Genomic DNA, 17,759 nt, shown 5'->3' with positions numbered 1-17,759 from the left:
GGGGTGCCGTACCCGTATCAGGTAGTGCGGCATGACCCCGTTGTAGGCGTGTGGAGACGTGACCTTTCGGTCTAAGCCCTCCCGAATGACCAGGGTCGGGTGCGCCCTCGGCCCGCTCTGTCCCGGGCCCCTTGACCCCCGATCCGGCCCTGAATTAGGGCGCATTGAGGTCCGGCACCCGCTTGCCGGACGAACCGACCGGCGGGCACATCCCTAAGGTTCCCTAGGGTTCCCTGCGGTGTCCAGCAGTAGGCTAGGGAACCTCAGGGAAGTGACGACAAGGAGCGGGACGACATGGCAGGCCAGGCCGACAATCGGGCCCCGTACGCGAAGATCGCCGCCCACTACGCGGAGCTAATTACGTCTGGTCAGCTACAGCCAGGCACGCTCCTGCCGAGCATCAAGAACCTCTCGGATGAGTGGAAGGTGAGCACGGCGACAGCCGAGAAAGCCCTTCGCAAGTTGCGCAACGAGGGGCTTGTCCGTGGCATCCACGGCATCGGTACCGAAGTGCTGGACCAGCCAGCTCCGATGTCGTCCGGGGCTCAGCGGCAGGACCGGGGACGTCGTACTGGGTCTAGCTGGGGGGCAGGCGAGCGATCCGACTCGCACCAGGCGGCCGTGGTGCCCGCGCCCGAGGACGTGGCGCAAGCCCTGGACATTCAGCCAGGCTCCGACGTTGTGCGCCGCAGTCGCGTATACCGCGATCGGCACGGCATCGTCGCTCACAGCACGTCATGGATTCCTGCTCGGTACGGGAAGCTGATCCCCCAGCTAGCAGTGAGCGAGCGCCTGACGGGTGGAACCTCGCTTCAACTCATTGCCCAGGCGACCGGTCACCCGATCAGCCACCGCATCGACACCGCTTCCGCGCGCCTGGTGACACCGGAGTACGCCCGACTCCTGGAACTGGACCCTGACAACCTGCCGACGGACCCGGTGGTCGTGATGACAGCCAAGTTCGTGGACAGCGAGGGCAACATTGTGGAATACGGCGTGGACCTCGGGGGTCCTGGCCGCACATGGCGCACAGAATCGGAGGTCTCACCGTGACGGTCATGGACGACACGCTCGTGAGCGTGCTCGAAGACCGCCTAGATGCACTGCTTGCGGTCCGCCGGACTGGCAGAATCACGCCCGAAGCCGAAGCCGAAGCGGAGGTGGCCGCCATCTCCCGAACCTTGACGAGATCGATGCCCCCACGCCCGCCGTTCTGTGTCCTTATGGCTGGACTTCCTGGCTCCGGCAAAACGACGCTTTCCCGTGCCCTTACCGCCTGCGGGTTCATACGACTGTGCCCCGACGAAGAGATGTTCCGCCGGCACGGCGTCTACGGCGTTGACTTCCCTCGCGGCGTCTTCCCCACCCTCGAGCGGCCTGTCCTCGAAGACGTGGCCCTTGACCTGCGGGAGCAGCTTAAGGCCGGGCACGATGTCGTCGTTGACCACGGCTTCTGGACTCCAGAGGACCGGGCGAAATGGCGGGCGATTGCCACCGACGCCGGCGCCACCCCCGTATTGGTCTATCTCGCAGCAAGCCATGATGAACTCTGGGCGAGAATCAGCAAGCGCAACGAGTTCCACGCAGACGATCCAAACTCGATCTACTTCTCAGAGAGCGACCTTCAGCGGTACCGAACCCGGTTCATCCCTCCTCAGGCAGACGAACCGCACCTTTTGTATGACGGTGACCCGGCGGCCGTGATCGCCATCATCGAAGCCTCTCGCTCCTGAGGCATACATTGAACGCACACGCTAGAAGATAGTTCTGCCATCCTCACTTGCCGTGTGGCTTACACGGTCACCCGAGTTCTGTTTGGGAAGATTCTGCTGGCTCGGTCGGAAGAGGTCCATTGTCTCTTCCTCGAACTTCAACGTCCTGTCGGCGGCATCCAGCAAGTCAGGCCAGGTGACAACCTCAATGCGGTTGATCATGCCGTTATAGGTTCGGATGGCTTGGTCAATCATCTGTCTTGTGGCTGCCGCGTACTTGCGTTTCGGGTCCTCGGTTACACGCACGTGGTCAGGGTTGCCAATCACGACCGTAGCGCGGGCGCGGCAGAGATCATATTCGAGCCCGTTCCTCTTGTAGTAGGTCTCCATCGCAGTGCCAGCCTCGTCCAAGTCGCGAAGATAGTTCATGGCTTGACCGACGGCCTCATGTACCTGCGGCCCGGGAATAAGGTGAGCACGCTGACGCTTCACAAGCGACGTGATATAAGAACCCTTTAGCTCCACGATGTGAATTGAACCATCGGTACAGAAGAGGGGGATGTCAAACTCATCCATAGGAATCAAGGTATTCCGTTCGGATACACCCGTGTATCGACCCCCGAAAATCCAGTAGTGACCTTTGACCGCCTTATGCAGATCTGTCTCGGTGGTTTTTTCATCCGCAATCATGGACCGAAGATCCGCGATCAGATCCCGTCTGCGCGCGATAATCGCAGCTTCGGCGGCGGACAGGCCTGATGCGCTCTGTGTCGCGCTCGCGAGCAGCGTGGGCAGGTCATGCCAATTGGCCAGGATCGAACCCATCACTGAACCGGTGATGCCGAGACTTTCCAGATATTGAATGGCATTGAATGTCGCGAACTCCTGGCTCACTGAGATTACCTCATGAGCGGGGCCGCCAAAAAGATCCGCGAGTTCTGCCAAGAGGGATTGCCCTCGCGGGTCTACAGACAAAACGTAGCCGCCGATGGGGTGCCACTTGTTGCTATCAAGGCTTTCCCTTTGCAGCATAAAAACCGGTTTGCCGGTTTTCTCGACAAACTTCCTTGCCGCCCTGTGGGTTGCTGCATCTTCGCTGCGGAGCTTGATCAGAGCGATCACGACGTCGGACTTCAGGGCGCCTGTCGATTGGGTGGCGCGAACGCTTAAATTACCCGCCTTGCTGATGTGGGTGAAATAAACCCTTTTGTACGGAATGTTGGCCAATTGGCCAACAAACTTCTGCGCTTCGGTGTATTTGTGGGAGTTCGGGGCTTCGTGATCCTTATCCAGTAGTTTCCAAAGGTTTGCGAGATTCTGCGCAGAAGACATGCTGTGAAGTCTAGGCACTTCGCGTCCGCACCCGCAGTGATTTAGTTGCTCAGATCAGGCCCCTGCTCGTTGCCGGGGGATGGGAAAACCAACGTCTCTGCTCCTGCGGTGGGGCCCTGGCGGGCCCCACCGCAGGAGCAGATGACTAGGCGACTGGTGCCGGCTCAGCCATACGCTCCGCATGTAGCTTCAGCGCGTCCGAGAACGCCTGCGGGTAGCGCAATCGGCTTCTGAGTAGCCGCCCATGGAATCCCGCGGTCGCGCGTAGGCTCAGTGGCGGCGCCTCGTTGGTGTCCACGACGTCGAGCAGGTGTTGATAGGAGCTGCGCTCCGGCCACAAAGACACTGCGGCGGCCCAGCGTTCATCCGGCGTGCCCCAAGCAGCCGTGGGCCAGCGCATGCCCTTTGGGAGGATTATCTGGCCAGTCTCGTCGTACTCCCCGGGCGTAAGCAGCCGCCGCCCTACCCACCGCGAGACGCCGACAGTCACGGCGTTTCCCACGAGCTTCCACCGGACTCCAGGCTTCGCTCTCTTCAAGGCTGGCTCGGTCCAGCCGCGGGGGAACCCTTGGAGGACCTCAGCATCTTCGATGCGAGGTGTGACGATGGCCCGGCCAGGCTCGGCGTCTCGAATCCACATAGCGGGTGAGGAAGGGATGCCGAGTCCGGACCCCCCCTTCAGTGTGGGCAGCGCGTCCTGAGCCCACCCAAGACCGGTGTTGCCCTCTGTCCAGTAGAACCCGAAGGCGTCCTCGCGGTAGTCACTCTCAGGGCGTTCGCCGGCATCATCTGCGAACAGCACGCCGCGCGGATCTTCTGTTCGCGACGCCACGAAGATCACCCTCTGGCGTCGTTGCGGCACGCCAGTGAATCGGGAGTCCACGAGCCGATAGGCCCAGCGGTAGCCCAGGCGCTCAAATTCGCTGACCAGGTACTCCATGGCTGTGCCGCGATCGAGCGCCAACATGTTGCGCACGTTCTCGATGACGACCCAGCGCGGTGAAGCGTCCTCAAGAAGCTCGAAGAGATGCTTGACCATCCCTGATGCTTCGCCGTGGATTCCTGCTGTACGCCCTGCCTGTGAAAGGTCAGTGCATGGGAACCCAGCGGTTACCACGTCCACATCGGGCAGGGCCTTGAGCGTCTGGATGTCGTCGTGCAGCGGAACGCCCGGAAAGTGATGCTCTAGTACCGCTTGCGCGGGTTCCCACCACTCGCAAAGAAGCTTCGTTTGCATGCCCGCTGCCTTCAGACCGAGCTCGACACCTCCGATGCCGGCGAAGAGCCCAGCAACGGTCAGCGGTCGAGGGGCGGCGTCTAGGTCTGGCATGGTGACGATGATCCCACGTCCCTCTGTTTAGGTTCGAAGCACAGCTCATCTGTGCCTCTGATGTTGGCTACGGTCGACGCCTAGACGACCGTGAGCCCTCCATCGCTAGGGACAGAGGGCTCACGACGGCGCCGACCGAGAGGGGCAGTCCTACGTCCTACTGACAGAGCGCCTTGGCCATCCTCTGGCCAGACAGGCGCAGGCAGGCTCGGCCCCTTCAATGAACTTCCTGGTGGGGGGATAGATGGAGGATCACGCACGGCCGGTCTTGAAAACCGTCGTGGCGCGAGCCACCGTGGGTTCAAATCCCACACCCACCGCATGCAGGTCAGCTTAGGTGCTGGTCAGAAGGGGTGCCCCGTCCTCGGAGCACCCCTTTTGCCTGCAGCGTGTTTCACCCTTCCTCGCCCGCATCCCGGCCTTGACCAGTGCGTATGGGCCATCTGTGGGCCAGGGCTGATCCCCCTCGTCGAGCGCGCGGGCGATCAGGTTGTTGGAGTGCTGCTGACCACGCTCCTGGGCGGCCTAAGTGTTGCCCGATAATTGGCCGCAACGACCTCGTCGGTCAGTCGAACCACGTGGACAGCAGCCCTGCAACGGTCGCGCAGGCGAGCCCAGCGCTAGCCAACAGAGCAGGGACAGTGACCTCCGGCGCTTGCTCCAAGCTGGCCAGCTCGATGCGTTCCCTGATGTGGAGAACATCAGTCCAGGTGCTCGCGGTCGGAGCTTCCTGTTCAAGCCGGCGCGACCGCTCATCGGGCGACAGCGTGGGGTCGGTCCTGATCTCTTCCACCCGCGCGAACAGGGCTCGGAGCCGCTTTCGTCGACCGTCTACGTCTCGCCAGAGCCGCAGCACCCCGAGCGCTGGCAGCAAACCGCCAGCCAAAGTCAGAACGGTTATGGTCAGCTTCATCACCGAACTATGCGACGGTGACCAGCCGTTCGGAAGACCCAAGCCAGATCTACGGTCCGTGCCACATGCATGCCAGAACCAGGAGAGAACCGCGGTCAACAGCGGGCAGGAAGGCAGCCCCCCGTACAGTGCCGGACGGCTTTCTCCGCAGCTCAGGATTCCACCCAATCCCGTTCGGCCGGTGACTCCCAAGCTGAGAGCGCCCCGGCGTCACCCCGGCCAAGTTGGCTCTGCCGACCACTCTGTACGGTGCACGGCGAGGGGGACATGGAACGGAGCGGGTGCCTTGCGGGCTCGCTTCTTGAGACCCCGGGTGTCGAAGGACTTGCCTGTATCCGTCCAGCCCGAGCCCACGCGCGGGGTGCTGGTCGAAACCACTCGTTCAAATTCCGGGCTGGGGCAAAGCCTGCCGAGTTGCCGGGCCAGCGTACGGCCCCCCGAACATGCCCGACCCCAACCCGAACAGGACACCGGCCGAAGCCGCTCCGGCTGCCGCTCGTTCGGCCAACCGAGTGGAGGTTGGGTTCAACCAGCCCTGCGGTGTGCGTGCCAGGCAGTGGCGGCAGTTGCGAGGCGCAGGGTCCACGGGTCGGGGTCGGCGGTGCTGATCTCGGACCAGACGTTGGCGTTGGCGGTGGCGAAGGCGGTGATGCCCTCGGCGGGGGCGGTGTGCCAGGCGGGGATCTCGGCGGCCCACCCTTCGGCCGATGCGGGGGTGTGGCCGCAGGCGATGAGCCAGATGATCCAGTAGCCGGCGTCGAGCCAGGCCGCTCCGCGGGTCGCCCACGCCCAGTCGACCAGGCGGGCTCGATTGCCCTGGGGGGCGTGGTCGTCGGTGAGGACGTTGGCGTTGTTCAGGTCGGTGTGGAGGAGGTGGGTCCCGGCGAAGAAGCGGAGGTCGTCGGGGTGGGCGGCGTAGTGCTCCAGGCGCTGTTCGGCGTGGCGTAGTTCGATGCTGGGGCAGGGGGTCTCGCCGAGGCGGCGCAGGAGGGCGGCGACTTCGGGGAGGTCGGGGGAGCCGGGGGCGTAGTCGGCGTGGTGGCCTTCGAGGGCTTCGAAGCCGAGGAGGTCCCATCCGGCGGTCTCGACACGCCAGCGGAGGGCGGGGGCCAGGCCGGTGAGGAAGGGTGCGACGGCGGCCTCCCGGTGCTGGGTCCAGGCGCGGGGGTGGTCGGTGCGCAGGCCCTTGATGTGCCAGGTGCCCGTGGCGGAGGTGACGCGGGCCGCGATCTCGCTGTTGAACCCCTCGGCTGCCTCCTCGACCGTGAGGAGGGGGCCGGTGTGCTCTTCGATGGCGCCGCGGGCGGCGGGCGGCAGTCGGCCGAGGCCGAGGCGGGTGGTCGCCATGGGACATCACTCTTCCATGGGTGTAGTGGTGCGGGGGCTTCGGACGGAAGAACGTCCCGAAACCCCCGCGGTTCTGTGCGGCCGGGTGTCTACCGGTACGGGTTGTCGTCGTTGCATCCCGGGACCGCGCCTTCGGTCAGCACCTCCAGGTCCTCCAGGAGGACCACCCCCTCGGGCTCCTCCGGCGCGGGCGGTCGGGGGCTGATCTCCACCATGACAGCGGTCATTGCGTTTCCTCGCTTCCGTGTTGGCAGTAGGTGTTCAGTGGTGCCTTCGCCTCCTGGTACGCCTTGGCGAGCGGTCGGCAGACCCGGCAGGTTCCGGAGAGTCGACAGCCGCCGCAGCCACCGGTGCGAAGCATCTGGGCATCGGCGATGCCGGGCAGACGGACGAGTCCGTCCAAGCCCTCGGTCATGAGGTCGATGGGGTTCTCGCGGCCGACCTTGCACATGGTCGCGAGGCCGTGCGGGTCGACATGGAAGAAGGTGTGGCCGGCGGGGCAGCCCTTGAAGACGCTGGTCTTGTCCAGGAAGCCGGGCGCCTGCGCGGCCAGGGGTTCGGGCGTGCCCGTGTATGTGCGGGAGATCGTGCCGTACTCCTGGCGGCCCGCCCCGTACCGCTCGACGAGGGCCCGCATGGCGTCCAGCTCGTGGGCGTTGTGCCGGGTGATGATCAGCGCCAGTTCCAGCGCGATGCCGGCCTCGCGCGCCGCGACGAGCCCCTTCTCGACCAGCTTGAACGCTCCCGGCCTGCGGGTGAGCGAGTCGAAGCTGTCCGGGGTCGCCCCGTAGAGGGAGATGGTCACCTTGTGCGGTGGCAGGTCGTGCAGCAGGTCGATGATCTCGGGGCGGTGGAGCCGGGAGCCGTTGGTCAGGATCTCGATCAGCATCCCGGAGCGGTGAGCGAGCGCGTACGCGTCCACGAAGTCGCGGTCGATCAGCGGCTCGCCGCCGGTGAATTGGAGCCACAGCACCCCGGCATCCCGCAGCAGGCGCAGGAGCCGGACCTTGTCCGGCCAGGGCAGCCCTTCGAACTTCCGTTCCGCGAGGTAGCAGTGCTCGCAGTTGAAGTTGCAGCCCTTGTTGATCTCGTACGTGGCCCGGCCGTAGCCGAGGCGGGTCTCGGGGCGTACGAGAACGGCGTCCCGCATCACCGCACCCGCCAGGTCCACGTCCCAGGCGGTGCGGGCGTGGTCGAGGAGCCAGACCGGCAGAGGGCTGCTGCTCTCGGCGGTCGAGGTCAGCTCTTCGTACAGCGTCCGGGGGATGCGCATACCGCCCTTGCAGCCGGGGCGGGCGATCAGAAACGTACCGTTGTACGGGCATGCGATCAGCTGGTGCACGAGACCTCCTCCAGGGCGCCTTCCCAGGTGTGCCGCTTGGCGTGGTCGGCGAAGAGACAGCAGCCCTCACCGTCGGGCCCCGGGGCGGACACCGGGCAGTCCGGCAGTACGACGAGCTGTCCCTCGGTCGTCCCGTGCCAGCGGAGCCACACTGCGGTCCCGTACGCGCCGGCGTCGGTGAGGAGGCCGGAGTGTTCACCGTCGTGGTGCGCGGACAGTTGGCACTGCACCGCCCTGTCGATGTACGTGGCGGCCGACTTCTCCCGCGCTTCCCGTGCCAGGTCGAGGGGCACCCGGCGCCAGTGCGCGCACCGCATCACGACACCATCCGGAAGGATGGGACGGCGTTCCGCTCCTGCTTCGCGCACCGGGGACAGACGCACGGCGGGAAGCGGCCCGGGTTGTCCGGGACCACCGGGTCGTCGCCCACGCGTACCTCCGTAGGAGGCCCCCACGTCTGGCCGGAGTCGCGGGAGACCCGCAACGTCATCCGTACGTCGTCCTGTCCGTTCGCCATGGTCAGGAGCATCGCGATCCGCGGGCTCGGCCAGAAAGGCCAAGCGGATTACCCAACTTGGGTAACATCACCCTCGGTTGACCAAGTGCAGCGATCCGTAGTTCTCATGCCGGAGCGTGCCCGATGCCCGAGCCACCTCGCTCGAAGGAACTCCCGGTCAGCCTGCTCACGGACCCGGTGATGATCGAGGCGTGCCAGACCAGGGACTTCGGTCGCATCTTTCAGTTGGTCAAGGCACGAGCAGGCATCTACCCATCGATGATCGCGCGCCGCTGCGACCTCACCCCGAGCCGCGTGGGCGAGGTGATCGCCGGACGGCGGCAGTTGCTGCACATGGACGTGATCGAACGGATTTCGGACGGACTACGCATCCCCGGGCACATGCTTGGCCTTGCCCGCCGTTCCTGGGAGACGCCGCCCGGCCTGACGATCACGCCCCGCGAACCGGCCGAGGTGCCGGTCTCAGCCGTCGAGCCGGTGGCCGTCGGACTACCGGGGGCGGACGTCGACAGCATCCTCGCCCTTGCTGCCGAGCGAGACCTCAGCCCGTCGACGCTGGACGCGCTGCACTCGTCGATCGCGGACTACTGGCGCCGGGATGACGAGCACGGCGGCGAGACCTTACGGCCGGCGGTCGTCGGCCAGCTCCGCTACGTCGTGGATCTCCTCAAGGAACACCGCCCCGCCCCCCTTCGGGACGGACTGCACAGCATCGCGGCCGAGCTGGCCCGGCTCACCGGGTGGACCTACTTCGACGCCCGCCAGTACAACCAGGCACGCGCCTACTTCACCGAATCCCTTGGCTTGGCAAAGGCCATTGAGGACCGTCAGTTCATGGCCAACGTCCTTGCCTGCATGAGCCTCCAGGCCACGTACCAGGACAAGCCCGGCGACGCCCTCGCGCTCGTCACGGCCGCCCAGGACCAGGCCCGAGCAGCGGCGGGAACGACACCGCGCGTATTGGCCATGCTCGCGATGCGTGAAGCCTTCGCCCACGCCACTCTCGGCAACCGCAGCGCCACCCACACCGCGATCTCGGAAGCCCACACCCACTTCGGACGTATCAGCATCAGCGATCCGGACCCGGCATGGGTCGCCTACTTCGACGAGCCGAAGCTGATCGTGGACACCGGCATCGCACACGGCCGTCTGGGCGAAGCCGCCCTCGCCGAACCCCTCATCGCGGACGCCCTCCGCCGTGAACACGCATCGAACCACCGAGGCCGCGCGTTCCACGCCTGCTGGCTCGCCCGCACCCAACTCCAGCGCGGCAAACTCGACGAGGCGTGCCACACGGCCATGGATGCCCTGGCCCCTGCGGCGGCCGTCAGCTCGCAACGAGTCGCCGGCCACCTGCGGGAGTTCTACGAGCAGCTGGAGCCCTTCCGCCGAGAACCGGCCGCGGTGGCGTTCGAGTCCCGGCTCAGGGAAGTGCTGCGCCGCCAGATCAGCGGATCGCCTCGTCCATAAGCACGTAGAGCAGCCCGACGAGGGAGCCGCTGCTGACGATCTCGCGGCGGTCGATCATGCCCCGCACGTCGCCCAGCGGGATCCACTCGATCCGGTCCGACTCGTTCTTCTCGGTCGGCGGCCCCTCGTACGTCGCTCCGTCGGCCCGAAAAATGTGGTGCTGGGAGTCGGTGATGCCGTTGGCCGGCTCGGCGTAGATCAGCGACTTGATCGGACCGGGCCGCCAGCCGGTCTCCTCCAGAACCTCACGGGCAGCCGCATCGGCCGGCGTCTCGCCCTCCTCGACCAAGCCCATGGGCAGTTCCCACGCCCAGGCGTTCGTGATGAAGCGGTGCCGCCACATCATCAGCACCTCGCGCCGCTCGTTGACCACGGCGGCCACCGCCAGGTGCCGCAGCCTGACGACGTGGTGCTCCCAGCGGTTCCCGTCCGGCGTCTCGACGTCGGTGAGCCACAGGTTCACCCAGCTGTTCTCGTAGATCGGACGTTCCCCGTGGATCTTCCACTGCATCGCGGCGGCCCCTCTCGATCGGCCACCAGCATCGCAGAGTCCTCCGGGGAGAGGCCGAACTTCAGAGCAATTCACGTCAGGGTGACGAGATGGTTCACGAGGGGGGCAGAAGACGATTCTGATCTCCAGGATGACGAGCCGGCGTTCCCTGCATCATGTGAATACCAGAGCAGACATTCGGTGGAGAGACAGGTGCGGGGCAGGGATGACAGTGTGGGCGGCTCCGGTGCTGGGCTTGGTCGGCGCATTTATTGGTGCTTCTCTGGCACCTTGGATGACGTCGCATCTCGCGTGGCGGCGTGCGCGCCGGGACGCTTTCAGTGCTGCGATCGCTGCGTTGCGGGTCGCTCAGGTGACTCGGCACTTTGCCAACGGAGCACCGGCTCACTACGTGGGCGGTGATCAAGCAACCGTCGAAGCCTTCAATCAGCGGCTCCGTGAGCGGGGTATCGACCGATTCGTTGATGCGATGCACTGACTGGGCCCTGTGGACCAGGTGTGAACCGCAGGCGGCCCTGAGTGACCCACAGATTCGGGAACATGCGGGTCATCTTCACCGAAGACGCCACTGACAGCACCCTCTTGAAAACCGTCGTGGCGCGAGCCACCGTGGGTTCAAATCCCACACCCACCGCGCATTGGTCGGCGTCGGCGCCGGCCGCAAGGGGTGCTCCGGTGCAGGGGCACCCCTTCTTCGTAACCGGGCTCTTCTTGGTGGGCGGGCCTTCTTCGTGGGCGGGTGGGCGCCAAACCGGTGGGGCGGAAAAGGCGTTGCCGGGGTGCGGGGGGCTGCGGCAGCGTGTGGGGATGACCTTTTTCAGCCACGTACCGCCGCTGTCCGTCGCCGGCCGGGCGGTGCCGGGACAGCAGCGGACCGGCGGGCGGTGGCGGAGGCCGATTTCTGTGCACGCGTGACCGGCGCGCTGGTCGCGGGGCTCCTTGCCGGGTATGGCATCGCCATGCCGGTGGGGGCGGTCGGGGCGTATCTGGTGGCGTTGACGGCTCGGACGTCGTTGAGGACCGGGGCGTGTGCGGCGCTGGGGGTCGCGACCGCCGATGGGGTGTACGCACTGATCGCCGTCGTCGGGGGCTCCGCGCTCGCCCGGGTGCTGGAGCCGGTCATGGTTCCCCTGCGGTGGGTGTCGGCCCTGGTGCTCATCGCGCTCGCGGTACGGGGCGGGGTCGCGGCGATCGGGGAGTACCGCGAGGGGCGGCGGGCGGTGAGGGGCGATGAGGCGCCGGTCGGTCCGGCGCGGGCGTATGTGTCGCTGCTCGGTATCACGTTGCTGAACCCCATGACGGTGATCTACTTCACGGCCCTGGTCCTCGGCGGCGGAGCCATGGACGCCCCGGGCACACTGGCGCAGGCCGTGTTCGTCGTCGCCGCGTTCGTCGCCTCGGCAAGCTGGCAGCTGCTGCTCGCCGGTGGTGGCGCGCTGCTGGGCAAGGCGCTGACCGGGAGCCGGGGACGGCTCGTCACCGCCATGGTGTCCAGTGCCCTCATCAGCGCGCTCGCCGTCCACCTGATGGTTACGGCCCGGTGGTGAGGCGGGCGGCCGAGGCGATGGTGGCGCGGGCCTCGTGTTCGGGGAGGCCGGTGCGTACGGCCGCGTCGGTGAGGGCGTCCGCGAGGGCGTCGCCGATGCCGTTCTCGTACGCACGGCAGGCCGCCCAGAACAGGCGGGTGTTGCGCTGGCCCCGCTCGGCCGTGCGGACGAAGTGGATCAGGGCCTCGCCGCGCCGTGGCGTTGACCCTCGGGCGGGGCGCGGGTGGCGTGGCGGGGGCGCGAGGAGGCGCAGCAGCGCGGGCGGGCAGGGCGCCGGGGTCAGACGCGCCGTGCCGGGGGCAAGGCGGTACGCGCCGCGGGCGGTGACCGAGCCGGGGCCGACCAGGTAGCCGCCGGCGCCCCGGATGTCGATGCCGGGGGCGAGGCGGCTCGCGGAGTTCGGGACGACGACGCCGGACGGGCCGGTCAGCCAGAGGTGCCGGCCGCCGCTGGGCGTGAGGACCGTGACCGTCGCCGGGATCGTGAAGCGGTGCCGGGCGGCGAGCTGGTGGAGCGTGTCCGGCGAGGTGTCGAAGTCGATACCGATGAGGTGGTGGGGCGGGCGCCCGCAGGCTATGCCGTATCCGGTCGCCCAGGGCGCGGCGGCGAAGAGGGCGCGTACGGCGGCGGGGTCGGCGGTGGCGTCGTGGACGCCGTGCCCGGGCAGGCCGCACTCGCCGCGGCAGCGGACCGGCTCGGGGGCGTCCCGGTGGGGGGAGCGCAGGGCGGGGAGTTTGGTGGGCGACAGGGGAATGACGGCGAGCCCGCGCTCGGCGGCGGACAGCGCGTGGGCCAGGGCCAGGGTGGCGGTGTGCCTGTCTGTGGCGGCCATGCACCCATTTTCGTACGACAGTTCGGGTGTGGGAAGGGGGCGAGTGGTGCTTTGGCAGCGTGAAGGGGTTTATCGACTTGTCCTCACGCTTGCGGGGGAAATGCGCACTCCGGGACGGTTCGCCGGGGATTCGGTGGGCAGCTCTTGAACCGCGACGTCGAGAACAGCCCGGGGCGGTCGGCCAACTGCCCTGGAACCAGCCGTAGTTCCGCATGTGTTCCTGGAGGACATGACATGGCAAGCATCCGTACCGCTCGCGTCATCGCCGCTGTCGCCGCCCTGCCCCTCGCCGCAGGTCTCTTCGCCGGTGTGGCGCACGCCGACAACGGTGGCGTCGCGGACGACGGATCGAACGCGTCCGCTGCCGTGATCGCCGGCGGCGGCGGTGGCAGCGGCGGCAGCGTTATCGGCGGTGCCGGAGGTGATGACGACGACGGCAACTCGACCATCGGGCAGCAGGTCGCCACCGGCGGTGGCGCCTCCAACCAGAACAACACCGCGAGCGCGAACGGCTCCGGCCTCACGGCGATCAACCAGGAGAACCCCACCGTCCACGTCACCGGCCTCTGGTAGGCCGGTCCGGCCCGGTGGGGCTGTGGGCTGTGGGGTTCATGGGGTGAAGGGTGAACGACGGCCCGTGCGGCGGTACTTCCGGTACTGGCGTACGGGCCGTTCGCCGTATGGGAACTGACGCGGCTCCCCGACCCCGGGCGCCCCCCGGCGCCGGACCCTGAGCCCCGGAACTCCGGCCCTCCACCTCCAGGGGGTACGGCCGGGCGCCTCCCTACAACCTGAGGCGGATCCGGGTTCGGCACCTGTGGGCGATCCCCAGGCGCGGCGCCCGCTCATAGCGTGGAACCTATGACCGCGACTACTGGGCCCGTCTGCACCGGCGCCTCCACGGCCGCCACCGGGCACGCCTCCTACCCGTCGTTCTCGTCGTACGTACGGGCGAGAGGTCCCGTGCTGCTGCGCACCGCCCGGTCGCTGACCGCCAACCCGTGCGACGCCGAGGACCTGCTCCAGACCGCCCTGGCCAAGACCTACGTCGCCTGGGAGCGCATCGAGGACCATCGGGCGCTCGACGGCTACGTACGCCGGGCCCTGGTGAACACCCGCACCTCGCAGTGGCGCAAGCGGCGGGTGGACGAGTTCGCCTGCGAGGAGCTGCCAGAGCCCGCCGGGCTGCCCGAACCCGACCCGGCCGAGGAGCAGGGGCTGCGCGACGCGATGTGGCGTGCGGTGATGAAGCTGCCCGACCGCCAGCGGGCCATGGTCGTCCTCCGCTATTACGAGGACCTCAGCGAGGCCCAGACGGCGGAGGTCCTCGGGGTCTCCGTCGGCACCGTCAAGAGCGCCGTCTCCCGGGCGCTCGGCAAGCTCCGCGACGACCCCGAGCTGACGCCGGTGCGCTGATCGGTCGGCACCGTGCCCCGATCCTCACCGGTCGGTCTACTCCCGGGTAGTGACATACCGCGCGGTACGTGAGCAGAATCTGCACACCCTCTACTCCACGTAGCGCCCACGGGAGGACGCCGTGCTGAGCACCATGCAGGACGTACCGCTGACAGTCACCCGCATCCTGCACCACGGGATGACCATCCACGGCAGGTCACGGATCACCACCTGGACCGGCGAGGCGGAGCCGCACCGCCGCAGTTTCGCCGAGGCGGGCGCACGCGCGACGCAGCTGGCCAACGCCTTGCGCGACGAGCTGGGGGTGAACCGGTCGGACGCGGTGGCCACCCTCATGTGGAACAACGCCGAGCACGTCGAGGCGTACCTCGCGATCCCCTCCATGGGCGCCGTCCTGCACACCCTGAACCTCCGCCTCCCCGCCGAGCAGCTGGTCTGGATCGTCAACCACGCCGCCGACCGCGTCGTCCTCGTCAACGGCAGCCTCCTCCCGCTCCTCGCCCCGCTCCTCCCGCACCTGCCGACCGTCGAGCACATCGTCGTGGCCGGCCCCGGCGACCGCTCCCTCCTCGACGGCGCCGCGCCCCAGGTGCACGAGTACGAGGAGCTCATCGCCGGCCGGCCCACCACCTTCGACTGGCCCGAGCTGGACGAACGCACCGCCGCCGCCATGTGCTACACCTCCGGCACCACCGGCGACCCCAAGGGCGTCGTCTACTCCCACCGCTCCATCTACCTGCACTCCATGCAGGTCAACATGGCGGAATCCATGGGTCTGACCGAGAAGGACACCACCCTGGTGGTAGTGCCCCAATTCCACGTCAATGCCTGGGGTCTGCCGCACGCCACCTTCATGACCGGCGTCAACATGCTGATGCCCGACCGCTTCCTCCAGCCCGGCCCGCTCGCCGAGATGATCGAGCGCGAGAGGCCCACGCACGCGGCGGCCGTCCCCACCATCTGGCAGGGCCTGCTCGCCGAGGTCACCGCCCACCCGCGCGACCTGTCCTCCATGGCCAGCGTCACCATCGGCGGCTCCGCCTGCCCGCCCTCGCTGATGGAGGCGTACGACAAGCTGGGCGTCCGCCTCTGCCACGCCTGGGGGATGACCGAGACGTCACCGCTGGGCACCATGTCCAACCCGCCCGCCGGTCTGTCGGCCGAGGAGGAGTGGCCGTACCGCCTCACCCAGGGCCGCTTCCCGGCGGGTGTCGAGGCCCGGCTGGCCGGCCCCGGCGGCGACTTCCTGCCCTGGGACGGCGAATCGGCGGGCGAGCTGGAGGTACGCGGCCCGTGGATCGCGGGCGCGTACTACGGGGGCGCGTCCGGCGAGCCCTTCAGGCCCGAGGACAAGTTCACCGCGGACGGCTGGCTGAAGACCGGCGACGTCGGCGTGATCAGCCCGGACGGCTTCCTGACCCTCACCGACCGGGCGAAGGACGTCATCAAGTCGGGTGGCGAATGGATCTCGTCCGTCGAGCTCGAAAACGCCCTGATGGCCCACCCGGAGGTCGCGGAGGCGGCGGTCGTCGCCGTCCCGGACGACAAGTGGGGCGAACGCCCGCTGGCCACGGTCGTCCTGAGGGAGGGCGCGAAGGCGGACTTCGAGACGCTGCGGGCGTTCCTCGCGGAGTCGATCGCCAAGTGGCAGCTCCCCGAGCGCTGGGCCCTCGTCCCGGCGGTCCCGAAGACGAGCGTGGGGAAGTTCGACAAGAAGGTCATCCGCAAGCAGTACGCGGACGGGGAACTGGACGTCACGCACCTCTGACGTCCGACCTCTGACGTCCGACGTCCGACACGCTGGGTGGCCGGGGCCGGGGCCGGGGCCGGGGGCGAGGGGGCGCCGTAGGGGCGCCCCTTCGCCGTCAGTTCGTACCGATCTTCGCCAGCAGGTCCACGATCCGTGACTGGACCTCGCTGCTCGTCGAGCGTTCCGCCAGGAACAGCACCGTCTCCCCCGACGAAAGCTTCGGCAGCTCCGCCTGCTGGAGGCTCGCCGACGTGTAGACGACGAGCGGCGTCCGGTTCAACTGCCCGTTCGCCCGCAGCCAGTCGATGATCCCGGCACGGCGGCGGCGTACCTGCATCAGGTCCATCACCACCAGGTTCGGCCGCATCTGCGCGGCCAGGGTGACCGCCTCGCTGTCCGTCGCCGCCCGCGCGACCTGCATCCCGCGCCGCTCCAGCGTCGCCGTCAGCGCGAGGGCGATCTCCTCCTGCTCCTCGATGAGCAGCACCCGCGACGGATGCTGCTCACTGTCGCGCGGGGCCAGGGCCTTCAGGAGTACGGCGGGATCGGCGCCGTACGCCGCCTCACGCGTGGCCTGGCCGAGGCCGGCCGCGAGCAGCACCGGCACCTCGGCCGCCACCGCCGCCTGACGCAGCGACTGCAGGGCCGTACGTGTGATCGGGCCGGTCAGCGGGTCGACGAACAGCGCCGCCGGGAACGCGGCGATCTGCGCGTCGACCTCTTCGCGCGAGTGCACGATCACCGGCCGGTAGCCCCGGTCGCTCAGGGCCTGTTGAGTGGAGACGTCCGGCGCGGGCCAGACCAGCAGCCGGCGCGGGTTGTCCAGCGGCTCCGGCGGCAGCTCGTCGTCGACCGGCCGTGGCGCGGGCTCATTGGCCACCTCGACCGCGCCGCCCGGTCCGTCCAACGGCTCCGGCCCCTCGGCCGCGCCCTCGTCCGGTGCCCCTATCTCGTACGCCCGCCCCTCCGTCGGGGCGGACAGCCGCTGCTGGGGCAGGGGATGCGGCCGGGCGGCCGTTTCGGGGGCGGCCGGACGCTCGGTCTCGGCGGGAGGCGTGGCCAGCTTGCGGCGGCGCCCGGAGCCGGAGTTCTGCTGCTGGGCGACCTGCTGGGCGAACGGCACGCCCTGGCCCAGGGTGCGCACGCTGAACGCCCGCCCCTGCGTCGAGTCCGCCGCCCCGCCCTCGTCTCCGGGCGGCACCGGCCCGGACGGCGGCACCGGCCCGGACGGCGGCACCGGCCCGGCCGGCACTTCAGGCGGCATCGGTACGGAGCCGGTGCCCGCGGTGGTCTCCTGGGCCGCCCGCCGACGACCGGTCGGGGCCTGCACCGGCTGCGGCGGCACCGGCTGAGGTGGCACGGGCTGCGGCGGCACGGGCTGCGGCTGTACGGCCTGCGGCGGCACGGGCTGAGGGCGCGCGAGCTGGGGCTGCGGCGGCCGCACGGGGTGCGGCTGCGGCGGCGTGTGGTCGGCGTCCGGCTCCGTACGTACGGCATCGTGGCGGCCGCCGCCGTCGGGGCGCCGGTCCGCCTCGGCGGGCGGCAGCGCGAACGCGGTACGTGCCCCCTGAGGAGCCGACCCGGCCGACCCGGGCCGCTCCGACCCGGCCGATCTGGGGCTCCGTGCAGTCCTGGGAGTTCGTCACGGTCAAGCGCACCGAGGGCCGCATCGCGTCCTTCACCTCGATGTCCGGCCCCTCGCTGGACCACTTCGGGCACTGGATCAAGAAGCGGACGACC

Annotated in this window: 17 protein-coding genes, 1 tRNA gene and 1 pseudogene; 8 read left to right on the top strand and 11 right to left on the bottom strand. The window is 68.4% G+C overall.

The features are described 5' to 3' along the window. Positions 1-294 precede the first annotated feature (294 nt). A complete protein-coding gene (locus tag QWM81_RS23040) occupies positions 295-1,053 on the top strand; it encodes a GntR family transcriptional regulator (protein ID WP_290114209.1) in 759 nt (252 codons plus the stop codon). After that, the gene (locus tag QWM81_RS23035) at positions 1,050-1,733 is read left to right on the top strand and encodes a P-loop nucleotide/nucleoside kinase family protein (RefSeq protein WP_290114208.1); all 684 of its coding nucleotides are present in this window, start codon (positions 1,050-1,052) and stop codon (positions 1,731-1,733) included. Before QWM81_RS23040 ends, QWM81_RS23035 begins: the two co-directional genes overlap by 4 nt. Before the next feature lie 21 nt (positions 1,734-1,754). On the opposite strand, the gene QWM81_RS23030 is transcribed toward QWM81_RS23035, so the two are convergent. Then, positions 1,755-3,044, bottom strand: a complete 1,290-nt coding sequence (locus QWM81_RS23030; protein ID WP_290114206.1) for a Shedu anti-phage system protein SduA domain-containing protein — start codon at positions 3,042-3,044, stop codon at positions 1,755-1,757. 145 nt (positions 3,045-3,189) lie between these two features. Further along, positions 3,190-4,374 carry a DNA cytosine methyltransferase gene (locus QWM81_RS23025; RefSeq protein WP_290114205.1) on the bottom strand — a complete coding sequence of 395 codons (1,185 nt, stop codon included), beginning with the start codon at positions 4,372-4,374 and terminating at the stop codon, positions 3,190-3,192. 231 nt (positions 4,375-4,605) lie between these two features. Between QWM81_RS23025 and QWM81_RS23020 the strand changes: the two genes are divergently transcribed. Beyond that, positions 4,606-4,694, top strand: a tRNA-OTHER gene (locus QWM81_RS23020). Positions 4,695-4,939: 245 nt separating this feature from the next. Here the strand turns inward: QWM81_RS23020 and QWM81_RS23015 are convergent. The 6 genes from QWM81_RS23015 to QWM81_RS22990 form a co-directional block, all read right to left on the bottom strand. Continuing rightward, positions 4,940-5,287, bottom strand: a complete 348-nt coding sequence (locus QWM81_RS23015) for a hypothetical protein (protein WP_290114204.1) — start codon at positions 5,285-5,287, stop codon at positions 4,940-4,942. A 525-nt stretch (positions 5,288-5,812) separates the two neighbouring features. Further along, positions 5,813-6,634, bottom strand: coding sequence for an aminoglycoside phosphotransferase (locus tag QWM81_RS23010; protein ID WP_290114203.1), 822 nt, complete (start codon positions 6,632-6,634; stop codon positions 5,813-5,815). An 89-nt stretch (positions 6,635-6,723) separates the two neighbouring features. After that, positions 6,724-6,861, bottom strand: coding sequence for a hypothetical protein (locus QWM81_RS23005; protein WP_290114202.1), 138 nt, complete (start codon positions 6,859-6,861; stop codon positions 6,724-6,726). Beyond that, complete coding sequence (locus QWM81_RS23000; RefSeq protein WP_290114201.1) at positions 6,858-7,976, bottom strand: radical SAM protein; 1,119 nt, start codon at positions 7,974-7,976, stop codon at positions 6,858-6,860. The genes QWM81_RS23005 and QWM81_RS23000 overlap by 4 nt, the downstream gene beginning before the upstream one ends. After that, entirely contained in the window at positions 7,964-8,293 is a 330-nt protein-coding gene (locus QWM81_RS22995) for a hypothetical protein (RefSeq protein ID WP_290114200.1), read from the bottom strand. The genes QWM81_RS23000 and QWM81_RS22995 overlap by 13 nt, the downstream gene beginning before the upstream one ends. Continuing rightward, on the bottom strand, positions 8,293-8,493 hold the full coding sequence (locus QWM81_RS22990) for a hypothetical protein (RefSeq protein ID WP_290114199.1): 201 nt from the start codon (positions 8,491-8,493) through the stop codon (positions 8,293-8,295). The genes QWM81_RS22995 and QWM81_RS22990 overlap by 1 nt, the downstream gene beginning before the upstream one ends. A gap of 123 nt (positions 8,494-8,616) precedes the next feature. On the opposite strand from QWM81_RS22990, the gene QWM81_RS22985 reads away from it, so the two are divergent. Beyond that, positions 8,617-9,963: an NsdA family TPR-like regulatory protein gene (locus QWM81_RS22985; RefSeq protein ID WP_290114197.1), complete on the top strand. Its 1,347-nt coding sequence runs from the start codon at positions 8,617-8,619 to the stop codon at positions 9,961-9,963. Here QWM81_RS22985 and QWM81_RS22980 read toward each other — a convergent pair. Continuing rightward, positions 9,941-10,474: an NUDIX hydrolase gene (locus QWM81_RS22980; protein WP_290114196.1), complete on the bottom strand. Its 534-nt coding sequence runs from the start codon at positions 10,472-10,474 to the stop codon at positions 9,941-9,943. The two genes, QWM81_RS22985 and QWM81_RS22980, sit on opposite strands and share 23 nt — an antisense overlap. A 911-nt stretch (positions 10,475-11,385) precedes the next feature. Between QWM81_RS22980 and QWM81_RS22975 the strand changes: the two genes are divergently transcribed. After that, a complete protein-coding gene (locus tag QWM81_RS22975; protein ID WP_290114195.1) occupies positions 11,386-12,021 on the top strand; it encodes a LysE family transporter in 636 nt (211 codons plus the stop codon). Here QWM81_RS22975 and QWM81_RS22970 read toward each other — a convergent pair. Then, positions 12,005-12,853, bottom strand: coding sequence for a bifunctional DNA primase/polymerase (locus QWM81_RS22970; RefSeq protein WP_290114194.1), 849 nt, complete (start codon positions 12,851-12,853; stop codon positions 12,005-12,007). The two genes, QWM81_RS22975 and QWM81_RS22970, sit on opposite strands and share 17 nt — an antisense overlap. Before the next feature lie 234 nt (positions 12,854-13,087). On the opposite strand from QWM81_RS22970, the gene QWM81_RS22965 reads away from it, so the two are divergent. The 3 genes from QWM81_RS22965 to QWM81_RS22955 all read left to right on the top strand — a co-directional run bounded on the left by QWM81_RS22965 (position 13,088) and on the right by QWM81_RS22955 (position 16,037). Next, positions 13,088-13,426 carry a hypothetical protein gene (locus QWM81_RS22965; protein ID WP_290114193.1) on the top strand — a complete coding sequence of 113 codons (339 nt, stop codon included), beginning with the start codon at positions 13,088-13,090 and terminating at the stop codon, positions 13,424-13,426. Between the two features lie 288 nt (positions 13,427-13,714). Continuing rightward, positions 13,715-14,269 carry a SigE family RNA polymerase sigma factor gene (locus QWM81_RS22960; RefSeq protein WP_290114192.1) on the top strand — a complete coding sequence of 185 codons (555 nt, stop codon included), beginning with the start codon at positions 13,715-13,717 and terminating at the stop codon, positions 14,267-14,269. Positions 14,270-14,390: 121 nt separating this feature from the next. Continuing rightward, the gene (locus tag QWM81_RS22955) at positions 14,391-16,037 is read left to right on the top strand and encodes a long-chain fatty acid--CoA ligase (protein ID WP_290114191.1); all 1,647 of its coding nucleotides are present in this window, start codon (positions 14,391-14,393) and stop codon (positions 16,035-16,037) included. A gap of 97 nt (positions 16,038-16,134) precedes the next feature. On the opposite strand, the pseudogene QWM81_RS22950 reads toward QWM81_RS22955, so the two are convergent. Next, a pseudogene (locus QWM81_RS22950) lies at positions 16,135-17,487 on the bottom strand (PAS domain S-box protein); the annotation flags it as partial. Between the last annotated feature and the right edge of the window lie 272 nt (positions 17,488-17,759).

The sequence above is a fragment of the Streptomyces ficellus genome (assembly GCF_030406405.1).
GTDB lineage: Bacteria > Actinomycetota > Actinomycetes > Streptomycetales > Streptomycetaceae > Streptomyces > Streptomyces ficellus_B.
This window is presented reverse-complemented; position numbering and strand designations above follow the sequence as displayed.